This is a genomic window from Streptomonospora halophila, from assembly GCF_039542725.1.
In the GTDB taxonomy this organism is placed as follows: domain Bacteria; phylum Actinomycetota; class Actinomycetes; order Streptosporangiales; family Streptosporangiaceae; genus Streptomonospora; species Streptomonospora halophila.
In genome coordinates, this window is the sequence record NZ_BAABIK010000032.1 from 19,313 (window position 1) to 37,420 (window position 18,108).

At 73.6% G+C, this 18,108-nt stretch carries 14 protein-coding genes and 1 pseudogene; 5 read left to right on the forward strand and 10 right to left on the reverse strand.

Annotated features, from left to right (window positions below):
- Window positions 1-96 precede the first annotated feature (96 nt).
- From ABEA15_RS21685 to ABEA15_RS21725, 9 genes are all read right to left on the reverse strand, one after another.
- Window positions 97-855, reverse strand: a complete 759-nt coding sequence (locus ABEA15_RS21685; protein ID WP_344143581.1) for a GntR family transcriptional regulator — start codon at window positions 853-855, stop codon at window positions 97-99.
- Window positions 856-1,147: 292 nt separating this feature from the next.
- Window positions 1,148-1,918, reverse strand: coding sequence for a pyrimidine reductase family protein (locus ABEA15_RS21690; RefSeq protein WP_344143582.1), 771 nt, complete (start codon window positions 1,916-1,918; stop codon window positions 1,148-1,150).
- 101 nt (window positions 1,919-2,019) lie between these two features.
- Entirely contained in the window at window positions 2,020-4,131 is a 2,112-nt protein-coding gene (gene glgX, locus ABEA15_RS21695) for a glycogen debranching protein GlgX (protein WP_344143583.1), read from the reverse strand.
- 266 nt (window positions 4,132-4,397) lie between these two features.
- Window positions 4,398-6,032, reverse strand: a complete 1,635-nt coding sequence (locus tag ABEA15_RS21700; RefSeq protein WP_345558655.1) for an acyl-CoA dehydrogenase family protein — start codon at window positions 6,030-6,032, stop codon at window positions 4,398-4,400.
- Window positions 6,033-6,194: 162 nt separating this feature from the next.
- Window positions 6,195-6,845, reverse strand: a complete 651-nt coding sequence (locus ABEA15_RS21705) for a Uma2 family endonuclease (RefSeq protein WP_345558657.1) — start codon at window positions 6,843-6,845, stop codon at window positions 6,195-6,197.
- Between the two features lie 142 nt (window positions 6,846-6,987).
- Window positions 6,988-7,764, reverse strand: coding sequence for a sirohydrochlorin chelatase (locus ABEA15_RS21710; RefSeq protein WP_344143955.1), 777 nt, complete (start codon window positions 7,762-7,764; stop codon window positions 6,988-6,990).
- Between the two features lie 11 nt (window positions 7,765-7,775).
- Window positions 7,776-8,468 carry a phosphoadenylyl-sulfate reductase gene (locus ABEA15_RS21715; protein WP_344143586.1) on the reverse strand — a complete coding sequence of 231 codons (693 nt, stop codon included), beginning with the start codon at window positions 8,466-8,468 and terminating at the stop codon, window positions 7,776-7,778.
- Entirely contained in the window at window positions 8,465-8,671 is a 207-nt protein-coding gene (locus tag ABEA15_RS21720; protein WP_344143588.1) for a hypothetical protein, read from the reverse strand. The genes ABEA15_RS21715 and ABEA15_RS21720 overlap by 4 nt, the downstream gene beginning before the upstream one ends.
- A 96-nt stretch (window positions 8,672-8,767) precedes the next feature.
- Complete coding sequence (locus tag ABEA15_RS21725) at window positions 8,768-10,444, reverse strand: nitrite/sulfite reductase (protein ID WP_345558660.1); 1,677 nt, start codon at window positions 10,442-10,444, stop codon at window positions 8,768-8,770.
- Window positions 10,445-10,947: 503 nt separating this feature from the next.
- On the opposite strand from ABEA15_RS21725, the pseudogene ABEA15_RS21730 reads away from it, so the two are divergent.
- The 4 genes and pseudogenes from ABEA15_RS21730 to ABEA15_RS21745 all read left to right on the forward strand — a co-directional run.
- Window positions 10,948-11,913 (forward strand): annotated as a pseudogene (locus ABEA15_RS21730) (YihY/virulence factor BrkB family protein); the annotation flags it as partial.
- A 549-nt stretch (window positions 11,914-12,462) separates the two neighbouring features.
- The gene (locus ABEA15_RS21735) at window positions 12,463-13,191 is read left to right on the forward strand and encodes an HNH endonuclease family protein (protein WP_345558662.1); all 729 of its coding nucleotides are present in this window, start codon (window positions 12,463-12,465) and stop codon (window positions 13,189-13,191) included.
- A 491-nt stretch (window positions 13,192-13,682) separates the two neighbouring features.
- Window positions 13,683-15,098 (forward strand): hypothetical protein, encoded by a 1,416-nt coding sequence (locus ABEA15_RS21740; RefSeq protein WP_345558664.1) that lies wholly within the window; start codon window positions 13,683-13,685, stop codon window positions 15,096-15,098.
- Window positions 15,099-15,125: 27 nt separating this feature from the next.
- Window positions 15,126-15,953, forward strand: a complete 828-nt coding sequence (locus ABEA15_RS21745; protein WP_345558666.1) for a hypothetical protein — start codon at window positions 15,126-15,128, stop codon at window positions 15,951-15,953.
- A gap of 76 nt (window positions 15,954-16,029) precedes the next feature.
- Here ABEA15_RS21745 and ABEA15_RS21750 read toward each other — a convergent pair whose 3' ends face one another.
- Window positions 16,030-17,265 carry an MFS transporter gene (locus tag ABEA15_RS21750; RefSeq protein ID WP_345558668.1) on the reverse strand — a complete coding sequence of 412 codons (1,236 nt, stop codon included), beginning with the start codon at window positions 17,263-17,265 and terminating at the stop codon, window positions 16,030-16,032.
- A 213-nt stretch (window positions 17,266-17,478) separates the two neighbouring features.
- On the opposite strand from ABEA15_RS21750, the gene ABEA15_RS21755 reads away from it, so the two are divergent.
- Window positions 17,479-18,045, forward strand: a complete 567-nt coding sequence (locus tag ABEA15_RS21755; protein WP_344143595.1) for a GNAT family N-acetyltransferase — start codon at window positions 17,479-17,481, stop codon at window positions 18,043-18,045.
- Window positions 18,046-18,108: the final 63 nt, after the last annotated feature.

The window sequence follows — 18,108 nt, forward strand, 5'->3', positions numbered from 1 at the left end:
CCCGTTGCCTCCATACGCGCACGAAAGCGCTGCCGCGTCAACAGCCGAAAGCCCGGCCGCGCGGTGATTCCCGCGATCCGGGAGGGCTGTGGCGGGTCAGGCGTCGAAGTCGTACTGCAGGACGTAGGCCGAGCCGTCCAGGGTCATCTCGTTGAACTCCACCGCCGTGTGCTCCTCGGTCAGGGCGGTGCGCAGCACGTCCAGTACCGGGGTTCCCGCGTTCAGGTGCAGCGCGGCGGCCTCCTCGGGTGTGGGCATGCGCACCCGGATCTCCTCGGTGAAGTGCGCGGGAGCGCGCCCCTGTTCGGCCAGGCGGGCGTAGATGCCGCCGGGGCCGGTCTCGGGCTCGGCGATGGCGGTGCCCGCCGCGAACTCGGCGGGGAGGTAGGAGGTGGCCAGCTGCATCGGCCGGTCCTCCAGCCGGTAGCGCCGGTGCCGCCGCACCACCGCGGCCTCGTCGGCCAGCCCGAGGGCGCGGGCCACGTAGGCGGGCGCCGGGACCTCGGCCACCTCGACGCTGTCGGTCTCGAACGAGCCGTCCGGGGAGTCGGCCTGCCAGATCGCGCGCCCGGCCCCCCACAGCTCCCGTGACAGGCGCCGCGGGCCGTGCCTGCGCAGCGGGCGGAACGCGCGGACGTAGACCCCCGATCCGCGGATCGCCACCACGATCCCCTCGTTGATCAGCACCGACAGGGCCTGGCGGGCGGTGGCCCGGGCGACGCCGTACTGCTTCATCAGGTCGTTCTCGCCCGGAACGCGGTCGCCGTCGGAGAGCCGACCCGAGGCGATGGCGGTTCGCACATCCTCGGCGATCTCGCGGTAGACCGGCGGTGAGTCGTTTTCGGACGTCGGCACTGCGTTCATCCTCTCGCCCGGAATGCACTGGGACGGCGGATCGGGGGCAGCGGCGCCACCGGAGGGCCGCGCCGTGTTCGCTAGGAAAGCCGGCTCGGGTCGGAGCAAATATTCGATTGTCTCACTTTTTACCCGCGATCGGCCGAGTGTGACTGCGGACCACACTCCGGGTATGTCCGGTTGAGGGTTGGTTTATGCGTGATTGGGGTCGGGCCGGAACCGGCCGCGCGCTCCCTCCGGGCCCGCGGCCGCGGCCGTTGCGCGCCGCGGGCCCCGGCGGGCACCCTCCGCGTCAGGGGCGCCGGTACCGGGCGAACAGCGAGCCCTCCGACTCCAGCAGGCCCGCCAGGCGCAGGTCCTGGGTGTGGGAGGGGGCGTCCCCGGCGACGATGCGCGCGGCCTCGGGACCCAGCAGGCGGGGGCTCAGCGTCAGGCACAGCTCGTCGAGCAGCCCCGCCGCGGTGAACTCGGCCAGCAGGTGCGGTCCGCCTTCGGTCAGCACCCGGTACAGGCCGCGTTCGGCCAGCGCCGCCAGCACCGCCTCAGGCCGCACCGAGCCGGTTCCGGCCACGACCACGTCAGCGGTCTCCTCCGCCTCGCGGCGCCGCTCGGCGGGCGCCGACTCCGTGGTGATCACGATGGTGCGCGCCCGGGGCGGAGCGGCCTTGAGCACGTCGGGGTGCACGTCCAGGGTGCGCGTGACCACCGCAAGGGGAGGGGTGGAGGGGCGCCCTTCGCGCAGGCCGGCCCACACCTCGCGCGGCCGCACCGGCCGGTAGCCCTCGATGCGCGCGGTCGCCGCGCCCGCCAGCACCACGTCGGCCTGCGCGCGCAGTACCCCCATCACGGCCCGGTCGGGCGGAGAGGACAGGTCGGCGGTGCGGCCCGAGGGCCCCCAGGCCCCGCCGTCGGCGCTGGAGACCATGTTGGCGCGCAGCCACGGCCGGGACAGCCCTTCGGGGTAGGCGTAGACGGCGGCGAGATCGGCGTCATCTTGGGCCGACGGCAGCAGCGCGCGGAAGCGGGGCACCCGGCCTGCGGCGCCCGTGGAAGCGGAAGTCATGACTCCCGAGACTAGACAACGGAGGCGGCTGCGGACCGCCGGGGCCGCGCGCCGCGCCCGGTGCGCCGCGGCCGCCGCGGCCGCCGCGGCGGTCCGCGCCGCTACTGCCGGTGGGAGACGCGCTTGAGCAGCAGCAGCGCCCGGTCGATCACCCGCACCGTGCCCGCCGCCGGCACCAGCGGCCGGTCGGCGGTGTCGGGCTCGGCCGTGTCCAGGGCGGTCTCCCAGGCGATGCCGTACTCCTGTCCGGGCAGGGTGAAGTCGACGGCCTCGCTGCCGCTGTTGAGCAGCAGCAGGAAGGAGTCGTCGCGCACCGGGCGGCCCCGCGGGTCGGGCTCGCCGATGGCGTCGCCGTTGAGGAACACGCCCAGCTCGCGCCCGCCCGCGTTCCAGTCGTCGTCGGCCATCGGCCGGCCGTCAGTGCGCAGCCAGGCGATGTCGGGCAGGCCGCCCTGGCCGGCTTCGCGGCCCTGGAAGAAGCGGCGCCGCCGGAACACCGGGTGCTCGCGGCGCAGCCGCGCCAGCCCGCGTACGTACTCCAGGAGGTCGGACTCCTCGTCGGCGTGCTTCCAGTCGACCCAGGAGATGTCGTTGTCCTGGCAGTAGGCGTTGTTGTTGCCGCCCTGGGTGCGGCCGATCTCGTCGCCGTGCGAGAGCATCGCCACGCCCTGGGAGCAGAACAGGGTGGCCAGGAAGTTGCGCACCTGGCGGCGGCGCAGGGTGACCACGTCGGGGCGCTCGCTGGGCCCCTCGACACCGTGGTTGCTGGAGCGGTTGTCGTCGGTGCCGTCGCGGTTGTCCTCGGCGTTGGCCTCGTTGTGCTTGTGCTCGTAGGAGACCAGGTCGGCCATGGTGAAGCCGTCATGGCAGGTCACGAAGTTGATGGAGGCGACGGGGCGGCGGCCGTCGTCCTGGTAGAGGTCGCTGGAGCCCGACAGCCGCGAGGCGAGCTCGGGCACCACCGGCTCGCCGCGCCAGAAGTCGCGCACGGTGTCGCGGTACTTGCCGTTCCACTCGGTCCACAGCGGCGGGAAGTTGCCCACCTGGTAGCCGCCCGGCCCCACGTCCCACGGCTCGGCGATCAGCTTGACCTGCGAGATGACCGGGTCCTGCTGGACGATGTCGAAGAACGTGCTCAGCCGGTCGACGTCGTGGAACTCCCGCGCCAGCGCCGAGGCGAGGTCGAAGCGGAACCCGTCGACGTGCATCTCGGTGACCCAGTAGCGCAGGGAGTCCATGATCAGCTGCAGCGCGTGGGGGTGGCGCACGTTGAGGCTGTTGCCGCAGCCGGTGTAGTCGAGGTAGTAGCGCAGGTCGTCGTCGGCCACCCGGTAGTAGCTGAGGTTGTCGATGCCGCGCAGCGATAGCGTGGGGCCCATGTGGTCGCCCTCGACGGTGTGGTTGTAGACGACGTCGAGCAGCACCTCGATCCCGGCCTCGTGCAGCGACTTGACCATCGCCTTGAACTCCTGCACCTGCTCTCCGCGGGCGCCATTGGCCGAGTACCTGCTGTGCGGCGCGAGGTAGGCCAGGGTGTTGTAGCCCCAGTAGTTGGTGAGGTCGCGCGCCACCAGGGCGTGCTCGGGCACGAAGTGGTGCACCGGCATCAGCTCCACGGCCGTGGCGCCCAGCGAGGACAGGTAGTCGATCATCGCCGGGTGGGCCAGGCCGGCGTAGGTGCCGCGCTGGTGCTCGGGTATCTCGGGGTGGCGCATCGTCAGGCCGCGCACGTGGGCCTCGTAGATCACCGTCTGGTGGTAGGGGATGCGCGGCCGCGCGGAGTTGCCCCAGTCGAAGTACGGGCTGACGACCACGCACTTGGGCACATACGGCGCGCTGTCGCGGTTGTTGCGCCGGCTGGGGTCCTTGAAGTGGTAGCCGAAGAGCGACTCGTGCCAGTGCACGTCGCCCTCGATGGCCTTGGTGTAGGGGTCGACCAGCAGCTTGTTCGGGTTGCAGCGGTGGCCCCGGTCAGGCGCGTAGGGGCCGTGCACGCGGTAGCCGTAGCGCTGCCCGGGGCCGACACCGGGCAGGTAGCCGTGCCAGACGAAGCCGTCGTTCTCGGTGAGCGCCACCCGGGTCTCACCGCCCCGCTCGCCGAAGAGGCACAGTTCCACCCCCTCCGCGACCTCGGAGAACAGCGAGAAGTTCGTTCCCGACCCGTCGTAGGTGGCACCGAGGGGGTAGGGGGAACCAGGCCAGACTTCCACCATGGCAAGCAATCTCGTTTCTCATTCGTCCGTTGACGAGATGGTTGTTCCGTCCTGGCCGCCCGAGTATTCCTCGACTTGCCGAATCTTGCAGGTCACCCCGGGTGCAATGTCTGTTTTCGGATCAATTGCGGCTTAGGGCTTGCGGTTTCGGTCGGCGGCGCGCCGCCCCCATCCGGGTTGCGGTCACCCGCGCCGCGGCGCGGGTGACCGCGTTGCCGTCCCCTTCCCCCCGTGCTCGTAAGCCGGAAGGGCGTCCCGGGCCGCGCCTAGGCGGGGCGCGGGCGGGCCCGCTCGATGATCGCGCCGGTGTCGGCCCCGCGCGGCAGGCCGCCGAAGACGCGGCCCCAGTCGCCGCCCAGGCGCGAGGCCGTGAACGCGTCGGCGACCGGCGCCGGGGCGTGCCGGATCAGCAGCGACGCCTGCAGCAGCAGGGCCATCGACTCCACCAGGCGGCGCGCCCGGAACTCGGCGTCCTCGGTGTCGTGCAGCTGCGCCAGCAGATCCTTCAGCGCGCCGTCGTAGGCGGCGTCGGCGCCCTCGGCCCGCCGCAGCTCCGCGACGAACGCCTCGGCTCCCTCCGGGTGGCGCGCCAGCGCCCGCAGCACGTCCAGCGCCGCAACGTTGCCCGAACCCTCCCAGATCGAGTTCAGCGGGGACTCCCGGAACAGCCGCGGCATGCCCGACTCCTCGACGTAGCCGTTGCCGCCCAGGCACTCCAGGGCCTCGGCGGAGTGCGCGGCCAGCCGCTTGGTCACCCAGAACTTGCCCACCGCGACCGCGATCCGGCGGAACGCGGCCTCGGCCTCGTCGCCGCGGACCGCCCGGTCGGCGGCCCCGGCCAGGCGCATCATCAGCGCCGTCGCGGCCTCGGACTCCAGCGCGAGGTCGGCCAGCACGTTGCGCATCAGCGGCTGGTCGATCAGCGCGCGGCCGAACGCCCGGCGCTGGGAGGCGTGGTGCACCGCCTGCACCAGCCCGGCGCGCATCCCGGCGGCCGAGCCGATCACGCAGTCCAACCGCGTGCCGTTGACCATCTCGATGATGGTCCGCACGCCGCGTCCCGGCTCGCCCACCGGCCGCGCGAAGGCGCCCTCGTACTCCAGCTCCGCCGAGGCGTTGGACCGGTTGCCCAGCTTGTCCTTGAGCCGCTGGATCAGCAGCGCGTTGCGGGTGCCGTCCTCCAGCACCCGCGGCACCAGAAAGCACGTCAGCCCGTCCGGCGCCTGGGCGAGGGTGAGGAAGACGTCGCCCATCGGCGCCGAGGTGAACCACTTGTGCCCAGTGAGGCGGTAGCCGCCGCTGTCGGCCGGAACCGCGCGGGTGGTGTTGGCCCGCACGTCCGAGCCGCCCTGCTTCTCGGTCATCGACATCCCGGCGAGGATGCCGCTCTTGGACTCCGGGGGGCGCAGCCCGAAGTCGTAGCTGCGCGCGGTCAGCAGCGGCTCCAGGCGCGCCGCCAGCTCGGGCGCGTGGCGCAGCGCGGGCACCGCCGCATAGGTCATCGAGACCGGGCAGCCGTGCCCGTTCTCGACCTGCGACCAGACGTAGAACTTGGCGGCGCGCGCGACGTGGGCGCCGGCGCGGTCGTCGGCCCACGGTGCGGCGTGCAGGCCGCGGGAGACGGCGGTGTCCATCAGCACGTGCCAGGCGGGGTGGAAGTCGACCTCGTCCACGCGGCGGCCGTAGCGGTCGTGGGTGCGCAGTACCGGCTCGGCGGCGTTGGCCTGGTCGCCCCAGGCCCGGGCACGGGCGGTGCCGGCCAGAACGCCCAGCTCGCGCACCTCCGCGTCGGCCCAGCCGGCCTCTTCGCGTTCCAGCGCCGACAGCAGCGCGGAATCGGCCCCGGCGTCGTAGTCCTCCAGCGGCTCGGGCTGGTTGAGCACCTCGTGCGTGGGGGGCATGGGCGGCCTTCCCTTCGACGACTCCCGAACGGGATTCGGGTCACGACGGGACAAGCGTAGCGCCGCCGGTCGGTGGGGAGCGCGAGCGCGGGCACGGGCCCGTGAGACCGCGGGCGGCGGGTGGCCGCCGACGGTCTCACGGCAGCGGAAGCCGGTGGGAGGTCAGGCGTAGAGGGGGAGGTCGTCGGTCTCGATACGGACGTCCTTCAGAGGTTCGGGAAGGACGACGGCGTCTCCGAACTTCATGCGGTGTGTCGCCTGGTACGCGCCCTCGCGTGGATCCGAGTAGCAGATGACCGAGCCGTCACGCGGGTCCACCAAGAGGTAGATCGCGATGCCCATTCCGGCATAGACCCGGGGCTTGATCTCGATGTCGGCGGGGGCGTTGCGTACGGAGACGACCTCGAGGACGAGGTCGACCGCATCCGGTGCGGCAAGCCGGCCGTCGTCCGCTTCCGCCTCCGCGGCGGGCATCACCAGGAGGTCGGGTATGGCGAAGTCCGCGTTGTCTCCAGGAGTCCCTACGGCGACGACCTGGTAGCAGTCCCTGTCGTCGGGGAGGCGGTGGATCAACTGCCGCTGGATGCGGCTGATCACGCCGCCGTGCTTCTTACGAGGGGTTGGTGACACGACGATGCTTCCTTCGAGGATCTCTGCTCGGAAACCTTCCGGAAGCATGTCGGCCATGCGCTCCGCGACAGAGCGAAGTGAGGTGTCTTCCACGGTGGGCGGAGACTCCTCGGGGGCCCCCGCCGAAGACGGTTCTGCTGTGGCAACGGACATGGGTGCTGCTCCTCTATTCGACTCCGCCATGTTAGGGAACGACCCCTCTCCGTGCCCGAGAAACCCCAGGATCCACTCCGAATCCTAGTGACCGGGCCCTTCCGCGGCCAGTGCCCGTGTCCCCGGCCGCGTCGGCCCGGTCCGCGGGTCCCGGCGTGCGGGCCCCCGCCGGCTAGCGCGCGGCGGCGTCGGGCAGCGGCACCCGGCCCAGGGCCTCGTCGTAGCGGCGCAGCACCACCTCGGCCACTTCGGGCGCGTCGCCCAGGGCGGGGGAGACGGCCACCGCACCGGCGGCGAAGGCCTGCTCGGCCACCCGGTCGGCGAAGTAGCCCGGTGCCAGCAGGTAGTCGGCCACCGCCACCCGGGAGGCGCCCCCGGCGTAGAGGTCCGCCACCGCCTCGCCGGGCGTGGGGGAGGCCGCCGAGGCGAACGCCGGCACGACGCGCTCCCACGGGCCGCGGCCCTCCAGATCGGCGGCGGCGCGGGCGATCACCGCGTTGGCGCCGGCGTGGCTGGAGCCCGCCGACGCCAGCACCAGCGACGTGCCCGCGCGGCGCGCCCGCGGGGTCTGGGCCAGGCGCCGCTCCACCGCGTCCAGCAGCAGCGGGTGCGGGCCCAGCGTCGCGCCGTAGTGGACCCGCAGCCAGGGGCAGGACTCCCGCACCCGGTCCAGCACCGCGGGCAGGTCGACCCTGCTGTGGTAGGCGGCCGTCAGCAGCGCGGGCAGCACCACGGCCTCGCCCGCGCCCTCGGCGGCCAGCCCTGTCAGCGCGTCCTCGGCGCCCGGCGCCACGTGGTCCAGGTAGGCAACGCGGACGTCCAGGCCGGGCCGCATCGCGCGCACGCGCTCGAACAGCGCCTCGACGGCCCGCGCCGACCGCGCGTCGGCGCTGCCGTGGGCCACCGCCACCAGCGGCGCGCCCGGGGTGTCCGGGGCCTCGTCGCTCATCTCGTATCCGCTCACAGGTGGATGCCGCACTCGGTCTTGTTCAGTCCCGCCCAGCGCCCGCTGCGCAGGTCGTCGCCGTCGGCCACGCGCCGGGTGCAGGGGGCGCAGCCGATCGAGGGGTAGCCGTCGTACTGCAGGGGGTTGACCAGGACGCCGTTCGCCTCGATGTAGGCGTCGGCCTCCTCCCGGGTCCACCGGGCGATCGGGTTGACCTTGACCATCCGCTTGCGGCGGTCCCACTGGACCACCTTGGTGGAGCGGCGGGTGGTGGCCTCGTCGCGGCGCAGGCCGGTCAGCCACGCGTCATAGGGCTCCAGCGCGCGCTGCAGCGGCTCGACCTTGCGGAGGTGGCAGCAGATGTTGGGGTTGCGCCCGTGCAGCCGCGGACCCAGGTCGCGGTCCTGCTCGGCCACGCTGCGCTGGGGTTCCACGTTGATCAGGTTGATGGGGTAGACCGCCGCCGCGGCGTCGCGCGTACCGATCGTCTCGGCGAAGTGGTAGCCGGTGTCCAGGAAGATGACGTCGATTCCGGGCACGACCCGGGAGGCCAGGTCGACCATGAGGGCGTCGGCCATCGAGGAGGTCATGCACAGCCGGTCGCCGAAGGTCTCCGAAGCCCACTGGATGATCTCCTGGGCGCTTGCGTCTTCCAGCTCGGCCGCGGCCCTGTCCGCCAGGTCCTGGCCGTCCAATGTGACGTTCATGCGTTCCCATCCCTCGGTGTCCGGCCGTCGTCCGCGCCGCCGAAGGCGGCCGACCGCAGGCCGATGAACTTCACCCGGAACACCCGCGCGCAGGACAGGCAGCCCCAGGCGTAGCCGGACCCCGACTCGCCGTCGCCCTCGTGCGGCACCAAGTCCTCGTCCCCGCAATAGGGGCAGTAGTGGGGGGCGGCGCGTTCGCTCATCGTCTCCTCACCCCTTCCGCCGGGCTGATCGCCGGTTGTGGCCGCGCCCCGCCGCGCGGCCGGGGCCGGCGCCCGCCGGGCGCCGGCTCGCTCCGCTCACTTCAGATCGCCGTCCTCTGCGCGGGCGGCCCAGGCCGCGAACGACTCGCCGTCCTCGCGCTTGTCCAGGAAGCGCCGCAGCACCCGCTCGATGTAGTCGGGCAGCTCCGCCGACGTCGTCTTGAGGCCGCGCACCTTGCGCCCGAACGCGGCGGTGAGCCCCATGCCGCCGCCCAGGTGCACCTGGAAGCCCTCGACCTGGCGCCCCTCGGCGTCGGTGACCAGCTGGCCCTTGAGCCCGATGTCGGCCACCTGGATGCGTGCGCAGGAGTTGGGGCAGCCGTTGAGGTTGATGGTGACCGGCTCGGGGAAGTCCGGCAGCCGCCGCTCCAGCTCGTCGATCAGCGACGCGCCGCGGTCCTTGGTCTCGACGATGGCCAGCTTGCAGAACTCGATGCCGGTGCAGGCCATGGTCTGGCGGCGGAAGACGCTGGGACGCACCTGCAGGTCCTCGGCCTCCAGCGCGGCCGTGGCCGATTCGACCCTGTCGTCGTCGACGTCGAGGACGACCAGCTTCTGGTCGGCGGTGGTGCGGATGCGGTCCGACCCGTGCTCCTCGGCGATGCCGGCGATGCGCGAGAGCAGGGTGCCCGAGACGCGCCCCACGCGCGGCGCGAAGCCGATGTAGTTGCGGCCGTCGCGCTGGCGGTGCACGCCGATGTGGTCGCGCTGCAGTCCTTCGCGCATGTCCACCTCGGGGCCGTCGGGCAGCGCGTAGCCCAGGTACTCCTTCTCCAGCACCTCGCGGAACCGGGCGGCGCCCCAGTCCTTGATCAGGAACTTGATGCGCGCGCGGTGGCGCAGCCGCCGGTAGCCGTAGTCGCGGAATACGGAGGTGACCCCCGCCCACACCTCGGTGACCTGGTCGGGGCGCACGAAGGCGCCCAGCCGCTGGGCGAACATCGGGTTGGTCGACAGGCCGCCGCCCACGAACAGGTCGAAGCCCGGCGTGCCGTCGGGGCCGATGACGCCCTGGAAGGACACGTCGTTGATCTCGTGGTTGGTGCAGAACGCCGAGCAGCCCGAGACCGAGGTCTTGAACTTGCGCGGCAGGTTGGAGAACAGCTGGCTGCCGATGTACTCGTCGTAGATCCGGTCGATCTGCGGGGAGGCGTCGACGATCTCGTCGGCGTCGATGCCCGCCAGCGGGCAGCCCAGGATCACGCGGGGGGTGTCGCCGCAGGCCTCCATCGTCGACAGGCCCACGGACTCCAGCTTCTCCCAGATGGCGGGGACGTCCTCGACCCGGATCCAGTGCAGCTGGACGTTCTGCCGGTCGGTGACGTCGGCGGTGTCGCGCGCGTAGGAGGTGGAGATCTCGCCGATGGCGCGCAGCTGCGCTACGCTCAGCCGGCCGCCGTCGATGCGCACGCGCAGCATGAAGTAGCGGTCGTCGAGCTCCTCGGGCTCCAGCACCGCGGTCTTGCCGCCGTCGATGCCCGGGGCGCGCTGGGTGTAGAGCCCCAGCCAGCGGAACCGGCCGCGCAGGTCGGCGGGGTCGATGGAGTCGAAGCCGGCCTTGGAGTAGATGTCGATGATGCGCTGCTGGACGTTCAGCCCGTCATCGTTCTTCTTGTTCTCCTCGTTCTTGTTCAGCGGTTCGCGGTAGCCGAGGGCCCATTGGCCCTCGCCGCGGCGCGGCCGGGCGCCGGTCGATGCGGACGTGGGAGGCATTGCGGGGCCCTCCGAGAGGTAGCGCGGGGCACACTGGGCGCCGGCGCGCACCACGGCGGAACCTCGCTACCCGGCACGGCATCGTGGACCCGGGTTCGAGCGGCGGTTCCGGGAAGTCGGAGGCCAAGCGGTCTTAGGAAGACAAAACAGGCAGTCAACTCCTTGGCTCACAGAACGACATGGCTACGATCCGACTTGTTGCGACAGATGGCACTGCGGACCCGCAGGAAGTCCACGTGCCGGCGCACGCAGAGCATCGGGTCCAGAGCAGCGATCATGTCCACGACCATGCCATGCCGCGACCCCTACTGTCCAGGTCCGGGCGGCTCCGGGGGCGGTGAAGCTTGTCACGCGGATTCCGGGTTGCCCTTCGGCGCCCGATGGGCTCCGCCGCGCCGCGGTCACGGAAGGCTATCGAATCGGCCCGTGGGCGCGCGGGCACCGGGACGGCCGCGGCCGGGGCGCCTAGTTTTGTAGGCGTGTGGGGACTGTGGACTCGAACGCTGCGCGGCGCGGGAGAACGCGTCGCCGCCTGGCGCGAGCGCCGCCCGGTGCTGAGCGCGCTGCTCCTGCTCGTCGGCCGGACGGTGCGGGCGATCGCGCGCGCTCGCGTGGTCGGGCTGGCCGCCGAGTCGGCGTTCTTCTCTCTGCTGTCGCTGCCCGCTCTGCTGCTGGGGATCGTGGGCACGCTGGGGCACCTGCGGCCGGTCCTGGGCGGCGGCACCGTGCTGGAGGTCCGCGCCTGGATGCTCGACCTGGCCGCCACCGTGCTGACCTCCGGCACCGTCGACTCCCTCGTCGCCCCGCTCGTCGACGAGTTCCTCCGCGGCGCCCAGGGCGGACTGCTGTCGGTGACCTTCCTGGTCTCGCTGTGGTCGGGCTCGCGCGCGATGAACGTCTTCATCGACGCCATCACCATCGCCTACGGCCTGGACGAGCTGCGCGGCTACCTGCGCCAGCGTGTGCTGGCTCTGCTCGCCTACCTGGGCGGGCTGCTGTTCGCGCTGGTGGTGCTGCCGGTTCTGGTCGCCGGGCCCGACCTGGTGCACCGGCTGCTGCCGGCCACCGTCGGCTACCTGCACCTGCTCTACTGGCCGCTGGTCTGCGCGCTGTCGACGCTCGCGGTCGCGATGCTGTACGTGCTGAGCACTCCGGTGCGCACGCCGCTGTGGCGTTACCTGCCCGGCACCCTGGTGGCGATGCTCGTGCTGCTGGCGGGCTCGGCGCTGCTGCGCGTCTACCTGGACGCCTCCTTCGGGCAGGTCACCATCTACGGCTCGCTGGCCGCCCCGATCGCCATCCTGGTGTGGCTGTGGCTGATGGCCCTGGCCGTGCTCATCGGCTCGGCGCTGAACGCCGAGATCGACGCCATCTGGCCGACCCCGCGCACGGCCGCCGCCCGCGCCGAGATCGCCGCCCGCCGCCACGAGCGGACGCGGCGCATAGTGCTGCGGCGCGAGGAGGCGCTTGAGGTCACCGGGCGGCCTGAGGAATCGGGCGAGACGTCGGCGGAGACCGCCGCGCGGATGCGGCGGCTGATGGGGTGGGGCACCGACCGCCTCGGCGAGGACACCGGCCCGGCTGCCGGGGCCGGGCCGGTCCGCCGACGGCGGTGGGGAGGCGGCCGCCGGCACGCCCCCGGGAAGGCCGCCGAGCCGGAGCCGCTCCCGGCGCGCGCCGGTGAGCCTTCCGGTGGCGCGGTTCCCGGGGAGACCTCCACGGCGGCCGCGGAGTCCGCCGCAGGGCCTGCCGGTGAGGCGCCGGAGGAGGCCGCGGAGAGGGGCGCAGACGCCGAAGCGGCCGGGCGCGCCCGCCCCGAGGAGACCGGGGAGGAGGGCGGACGGCCTCCGGTGCCCTCCAGCGGTCCCGGCCCGTCGTCGGACTCCGGCGACGACCGGGGCACCGCCGATCCCCAACTCCGCCCCCGCGCTGAGGACCGGGAAGCGCCTGGGGCATCCTCGTAGGAACCGGCGCGTTCCTCCCCGAATCCCCCCATCCCGCGTCGGCCAGGTGGTCACATGGCCCGCGCTCCGCGCACCGGTCCCCGCGCCTGCCGGACGCCCCGCATCGCCGCCGCGCTGCTTGCGGCGGCCGGGGTGCTGGCCGGCTGCGACGCGCTGCCGGGAACCGACCTCGTCGGCCCGACCGCCACGCCCGCGCCCTCCGCGCCGCGACCGGCGCCCGGAGCCGATCCGCCCGCCTCGGAGGAGGTCGATCAGGCGCTCTCCCGTCTGTCGGAAGCCGAGGTGGCACCCGAGGGGTCCGGCGCGGGCTACGAACGCGACGAGTTCGGCTCCTCCTGGATCGACACCGACGACAACGGCTGCCCCACACGACACGACATCCTCGCCCGCGACCTGCGCAAGGCCCGCGTCGCCGACGACTGCACCGTCACCCGCGGAGTCCTGGAGGACCCCTACACCGGCGAGCGGATCGAGTTCACCGCCGAGGACCCGATGGAGGTGCAGATCGACCACCTCGTCCCGCTCGCGCTGGCGTGGCGGACCGGTGCCGGCGAGTGGGACCGCGACGTGCGGGTCGAGTTCGCCAACGACCCGGACAACCTGATCGCCGCCGACGGTCCGGCCAACCAGAGCAAGGGCGACTCGGGCCCGGGGGAGTGGCGGCCCTATCCGCCGTTCCGCTGCGACTACGCGGTCGCCTACGTGGACGTGGTCGACGAGTACGGCCTGCGCCTGCCCTCCGCCGACCGCGCCGCGCTGGAGGAGATGCTCGCGGACTGCTGAGCCGGATGCGTGCGCTCTCTCGGCGCAGTCGACCCCTGCCCCGCTGTGACGGGATACGGCCGGCTCGACGGGGCGGCCGGATGTGGCCAGAACGCCTGGTCGGCCGGTGCGGGCGGGAATGCGCGCCCCGGCCGGCCGATAGTGTGCACGGCGGTGCTGCGGTGGACGGTCCCGGCCCAGGTCGCGGCGCGGGCGCGGGCGGTCCTGCGCGGGATGCGCGGGCGGCGGCCGCCGTCACGCGGGGCGAACCGCGTCCGGAGGCGCCGGCGGGTCATCAGTATCATCACCGTGACCCGTGATGACTCCTCGCAGCGGAGCGGACCCGCAAGCGGTCCGGAACCCGGCGGAGTCGCGCTCCCGCCCCCCGAGCGTCCGGCACGACAGCATCCCTCGCCAACGGAACAGGTTCAGCACGACATGACCGCAGCGCCTCCACCGCGACGTGCGCCGTACACGGTCCCCGCTCGCGCGGCCGCGAGCCGGGGGCGGCCGTGAGCGAGCCGGCGGCCCCCCACTCCAGCCCGGTCGTCCTGGTGGTCGCCGCCGACGAGCGCAGCGCCGAGGTCACCATCGAGCGCCACACGCGCACCGTCTTCGGCGACACCCCGAAGGAGACGCGCAACGCCGCCCTGGACCTGTCCGCCGAGTACGCCGCCCACATGGGCAGGCCGGTCCTGGTCGACGCGCGCGACGGCAATGGCGCCTGGCAGCTGATCGTCAGCCCCACCGGCGTGGTCCGGGCCGCGGGCGGCACCGAGGCCGCCCTGCTCAGCGGGAGCCCGCGCACGAAGCCCAAGCGCGGCAGGCGCATCGCCCTCGCCGTGGTCGGGGCGGCGGCCGCGCTTGCCGTCCTCGCCGGGGGCGCGTTCGCCGCGGTCCGTTACGTGCCCGCGCTGGTGCCCGAGCCGGCGCCCGCCGACGACCGGCCCGCGGCGACGATGGAGTCGCGCCAGGCGCCTCCGGGGTTCATCCGCGACGCCGCCTGGCGGCGGCCGATGCACGCCGGCACGGAGCCCGACGTCGCCGAGGGCGGCAAGCGCGCCGCCTACATCGACCCCGGCGGCCGCCTGCGCGTCGTCGGCCGCGACGGCGGGCCCCGGTGGACCGCCGACCTCCCGCTGTCCGCGGACGAGGTCGTCAGCGGGCCGCGCTTCGTGCGCGCCGGGTCCGCGGACGCCGTCGCCGTCGTGGGCGGCGGTGCGCTGTGGCTGTGGGAGTCCGGCGGGGGCACCCCGCGGGAGGTGGCGCTGCCCGAGGGTGCCGACGTCAGCTACGCCGGAGGCGCACCCCTGGTCATCGCAGACGCGAAGGCCTCGATCCCGGTCGACGGCGAGCTCGCCCCGGTCGAGAAGCCGGAGGGCACGGGCGCGCTGCTCTCCGACGGCGAGCGGGTGCTGACCGCCGTCGTGCGGGGCCCCTGGACCTGGGTCGCCCCCGACGGGGCCACGGAGAGCGTGCGGCCGCAGACTCCTGAGGGCGCCGAATCGCTCCACGAGGTCTACAGCGCCGGCGGCGGCTACGTCGTCGCCGCCTGGAACCCGGCCGGCGGCGGTGACGGGAAGGTGCTCGCCTTCCACGACTGGTCGGACGGCTCGGTCGCGGCCGCCGCGGAGGCTTCCGAGGAAGGGCTGGCCGACTCCGTCCTCGTGCACACCCCGAAGGCCGCCGCCTTCGGGCCCGTCATCGCCGATCCGCGGGAGGGCAGCGCCACCGCCCTGGAAGGCTTCGAAGCCGTCAGCGCCGCCGGCGGCACCGTCTTCGGTGAGGTGGGCGGTGTCGACGTCGCGACCACCGCCGGCGCCGAACCGATCGAACTCGAGGGCGACGTCGCCCGGCCCTGGGGGCTGCTCGGCGGCCGCGCGGTCGTGGTCGCCGACGGCGACGTCTACGCCCTCGTGCCCGAATAACCCCCTCTCGAAGCAGAAAGGAGCGATATGTCCTGGAAACCACGCGCGATCGGCGTGACCGCCGCCGGCCTGCTGGCCGTCGGCTTCACCGGCGCGCCGGCGTTCGCCGACACCGCGGACCCCGCGGATGCGGCGGCCGAGCCCCAGGAGTCTGCCCAGCAGGCTCCCGGGGCGGAGGCGCAGACGGAGTCCGCGCCCGAGACGGAAGAGCAGGCGGATCAGGTCGTCGAGCCGCAGCTCGGTCTCGGCGGAGTGGTCGGATCGGCCGGCGATGCCGTCGGCGGCATTGCCGAGAACATCACTCCCGACCCCGATCCGCCGGGCGAGGACCCCGACCCCGGCGGGCCCGGTGAGACCCCGGGCGGTCCCGAGGACCCCGGTCCGGAGGACCCGGGCCCCGAGGACCCCGGTCCGGAAGACCCCGGCCCCGAGGACCCCGGTCCCGAAGACCCGGGCCCCGAGGACCCCGGTCCCGAAGACCCGGGCCCCGAGGACCCGAGTCCCGAGGACCCGGGCGACGAGACGCCTGACCCGGGCGGCCCCGGTGACGGCGACGAGACGCCCGATCCGGGCAACGGCGGCGAGACGCCGGGCCCCGGTGACGGCGACGGTGACGGCGACTACTCGGCCAACCCGCCCGCCGACGACTCCGGCAGCGGCGGCGACTCCGACTCCGCCGACACCGGTTCGGCGGCGAGCGCAGCAGCCGGCTCCGGCGGAGGCGACTCCGACGGCGGCGGTTACCTGCCCACCACGGGTGTCGACCTGACCGGGTTCGTGCTCGGGGGTGTCATCGCGACCGGCATCGGCGCTGTGACCCTCTACGCCACGCGCCGGCCGCAAGAGGCCAGGTAGCCTCGCGCGGCGCGGCCGCTCCCGGCCCGGCCACCCGGCCGGACCGGGAGCGGCCCACCGCCGGGGCGGTCCCCCTTCACGCGCCGGCGCCGCGCGAGGGGCGCAGGCCGGATGCCAGTACCGCGGCGAGCACACCCGCCGCCGGGATCAGCCACAGCCCCGCCGTCAGCGACACGGTGTCGGCGATCACCCCGATCAGCGGCGGCACGCCGAGGAAGCCCATCCGCGCCAGCCAGGCCGCCAGCGCCACCCCGTGGCCGCCGCCGAGCCCCGGGATCTCCCCGGCCGCCGCCAGCGCCAGCGGGAACAGCGTGGCGACCCCCAGGCCCATCAGCCCGAACCCGACGATGGCGCCCACCGGTTCGGAGGTCAGCAGCGCCAGTGCCATCCCCGCGGCCGACAGCAGCCCGCCGGTGCGCGCGACGGCCACCGCGCCGAACCGGTCGGTGATGCGGTCCCCGGTCAGCCGGCCCAGCGTCATCATCCCCTGGCAGGCGACGAACGGCAGCCCGACCAGGAACAGCGGGGCCGCGAGCTCGTCGCGCATGAAGACCGCACCCCACGACGCCGCGGAGTCCTCGACGGCTCCCGCCATCATCAGCAGTACGCTCACCACGAGCAGCAGCCCGATCGAGCGCCCGGGCACGCGCAGCCGTCCGCGCACGCGGGCGGCGGTGCCGCCGGCGGCCTCGGCGGAGCCGGCGGGCTCGGTCGGCTCGTCGATCTCGGGACCGGGCAGGAGCAGCCGCGAGATCGCGAGCACCCCCGCGAGCAGCACCGCGGTGACCACGGCGATGTGGGCCGCGATGGGCACGCCCCAGCCCGCCATCGAGGTGCCGACCGTGCCGCCCGCGACGGCCGCCACGCTCCACAGACCGTGGAAGGAGTTGATGATCGTGCGGCCGTACCGCCGCTGCACCCGCAGGCCGTGCGCGTTCATGGCCGAGTCCATCCACGCGTCCATCCAGCCCAGGCAGAACATCCCCAGGGCGAACACCCACCACGCTGGGGCCGTGGCCACCAGCGGCAGCACGCAGGCCAGCACCAGGCCCGAGCCCACGGCCACGCGGCCGCTGCCGAAGCGGGCGATCAGCGGACCGGCGAGCATGCCGGTGACCAGGGCGCCCAGGGGCATGGCGCCGATGCCGAGGCCCAGCTGGGTGTTGGACAGCTCCAGCTGGGACTTGATGACCGGCAGCCACGGCACGATGTTGGCGTACGCGAAGCCGTTGGCCAGAAAGAGGACTACCACCGCGAGCCGCCCCCGGCGCGCCTCAGTGTCCGCCCTGCGTACCGCGTTGCCAACGGCCACGGAACCTCCCCTATGATCGGACGAATCGGCGTACAAGCGCCCCCGGAAGGGTAGACGACCGCCCCTGCTCCGCGCGAAAGGGTTGTGCCCGGGCCGTATCGGCCTTTACATATGATCTCCTGGCCGAATCCGCACGACGACCCGCGGCGACACCCCCGCCTCCGCTGCGCCCGCTTCCCCTCACTCGAACGACGACCCCGGGAGGCCGCCTCGATGATCGACCTGAGCGCGCTGCGCGAGAAGCCCACCCTGGCAGGCGAGCGCGTCAGCCTGGTCCCGCTCGCGGTCGAGCACGCCGACGACTTCTTCGAGTCCACCCGCGACGACGAGGTGCGCCGACTGACCGGCACCCACCGGCGCCCGGACTACGACGAGATCCGCGACTGGTGCGCCACCCGCGCCGACCAGTTCGACCGGTTGGACATGGCGATCATCGAGGAGCCCGGCGGCCGCTTCGTGGGCGAGCTGGCCCTGGCGGACCTCGACGCCGACAACGAGAGCGCGGGCTACCGCATCGCGCTCTCGGCGATCGAGTTCACCGGTCAGGGACTGGGCAAGGAGGCGACCCGCCTGGTGCTGGACTACGCCTTCAATCGGGTACACCTGCACCGGGTCTGGCTGAGCGTCTACGCGTTCAACATGCGCGCCATCGCCGTCTACCGCTCGTGCGGGTTCAGCGTCGAGGGCCGGCTCCGCGACGCGCTGCTGTGGGACCAGCGCCGGCACGACGCGCTGATCATGGGCGTTCTGGAAAGCGACTTCCGCCGCGCGCAGGACTGAGTCCGCGGCCGCCGGTCCGCCGGGCCCCGCTGCGCGGCGAGAATTGCGCGCCCGCGAGGTTGG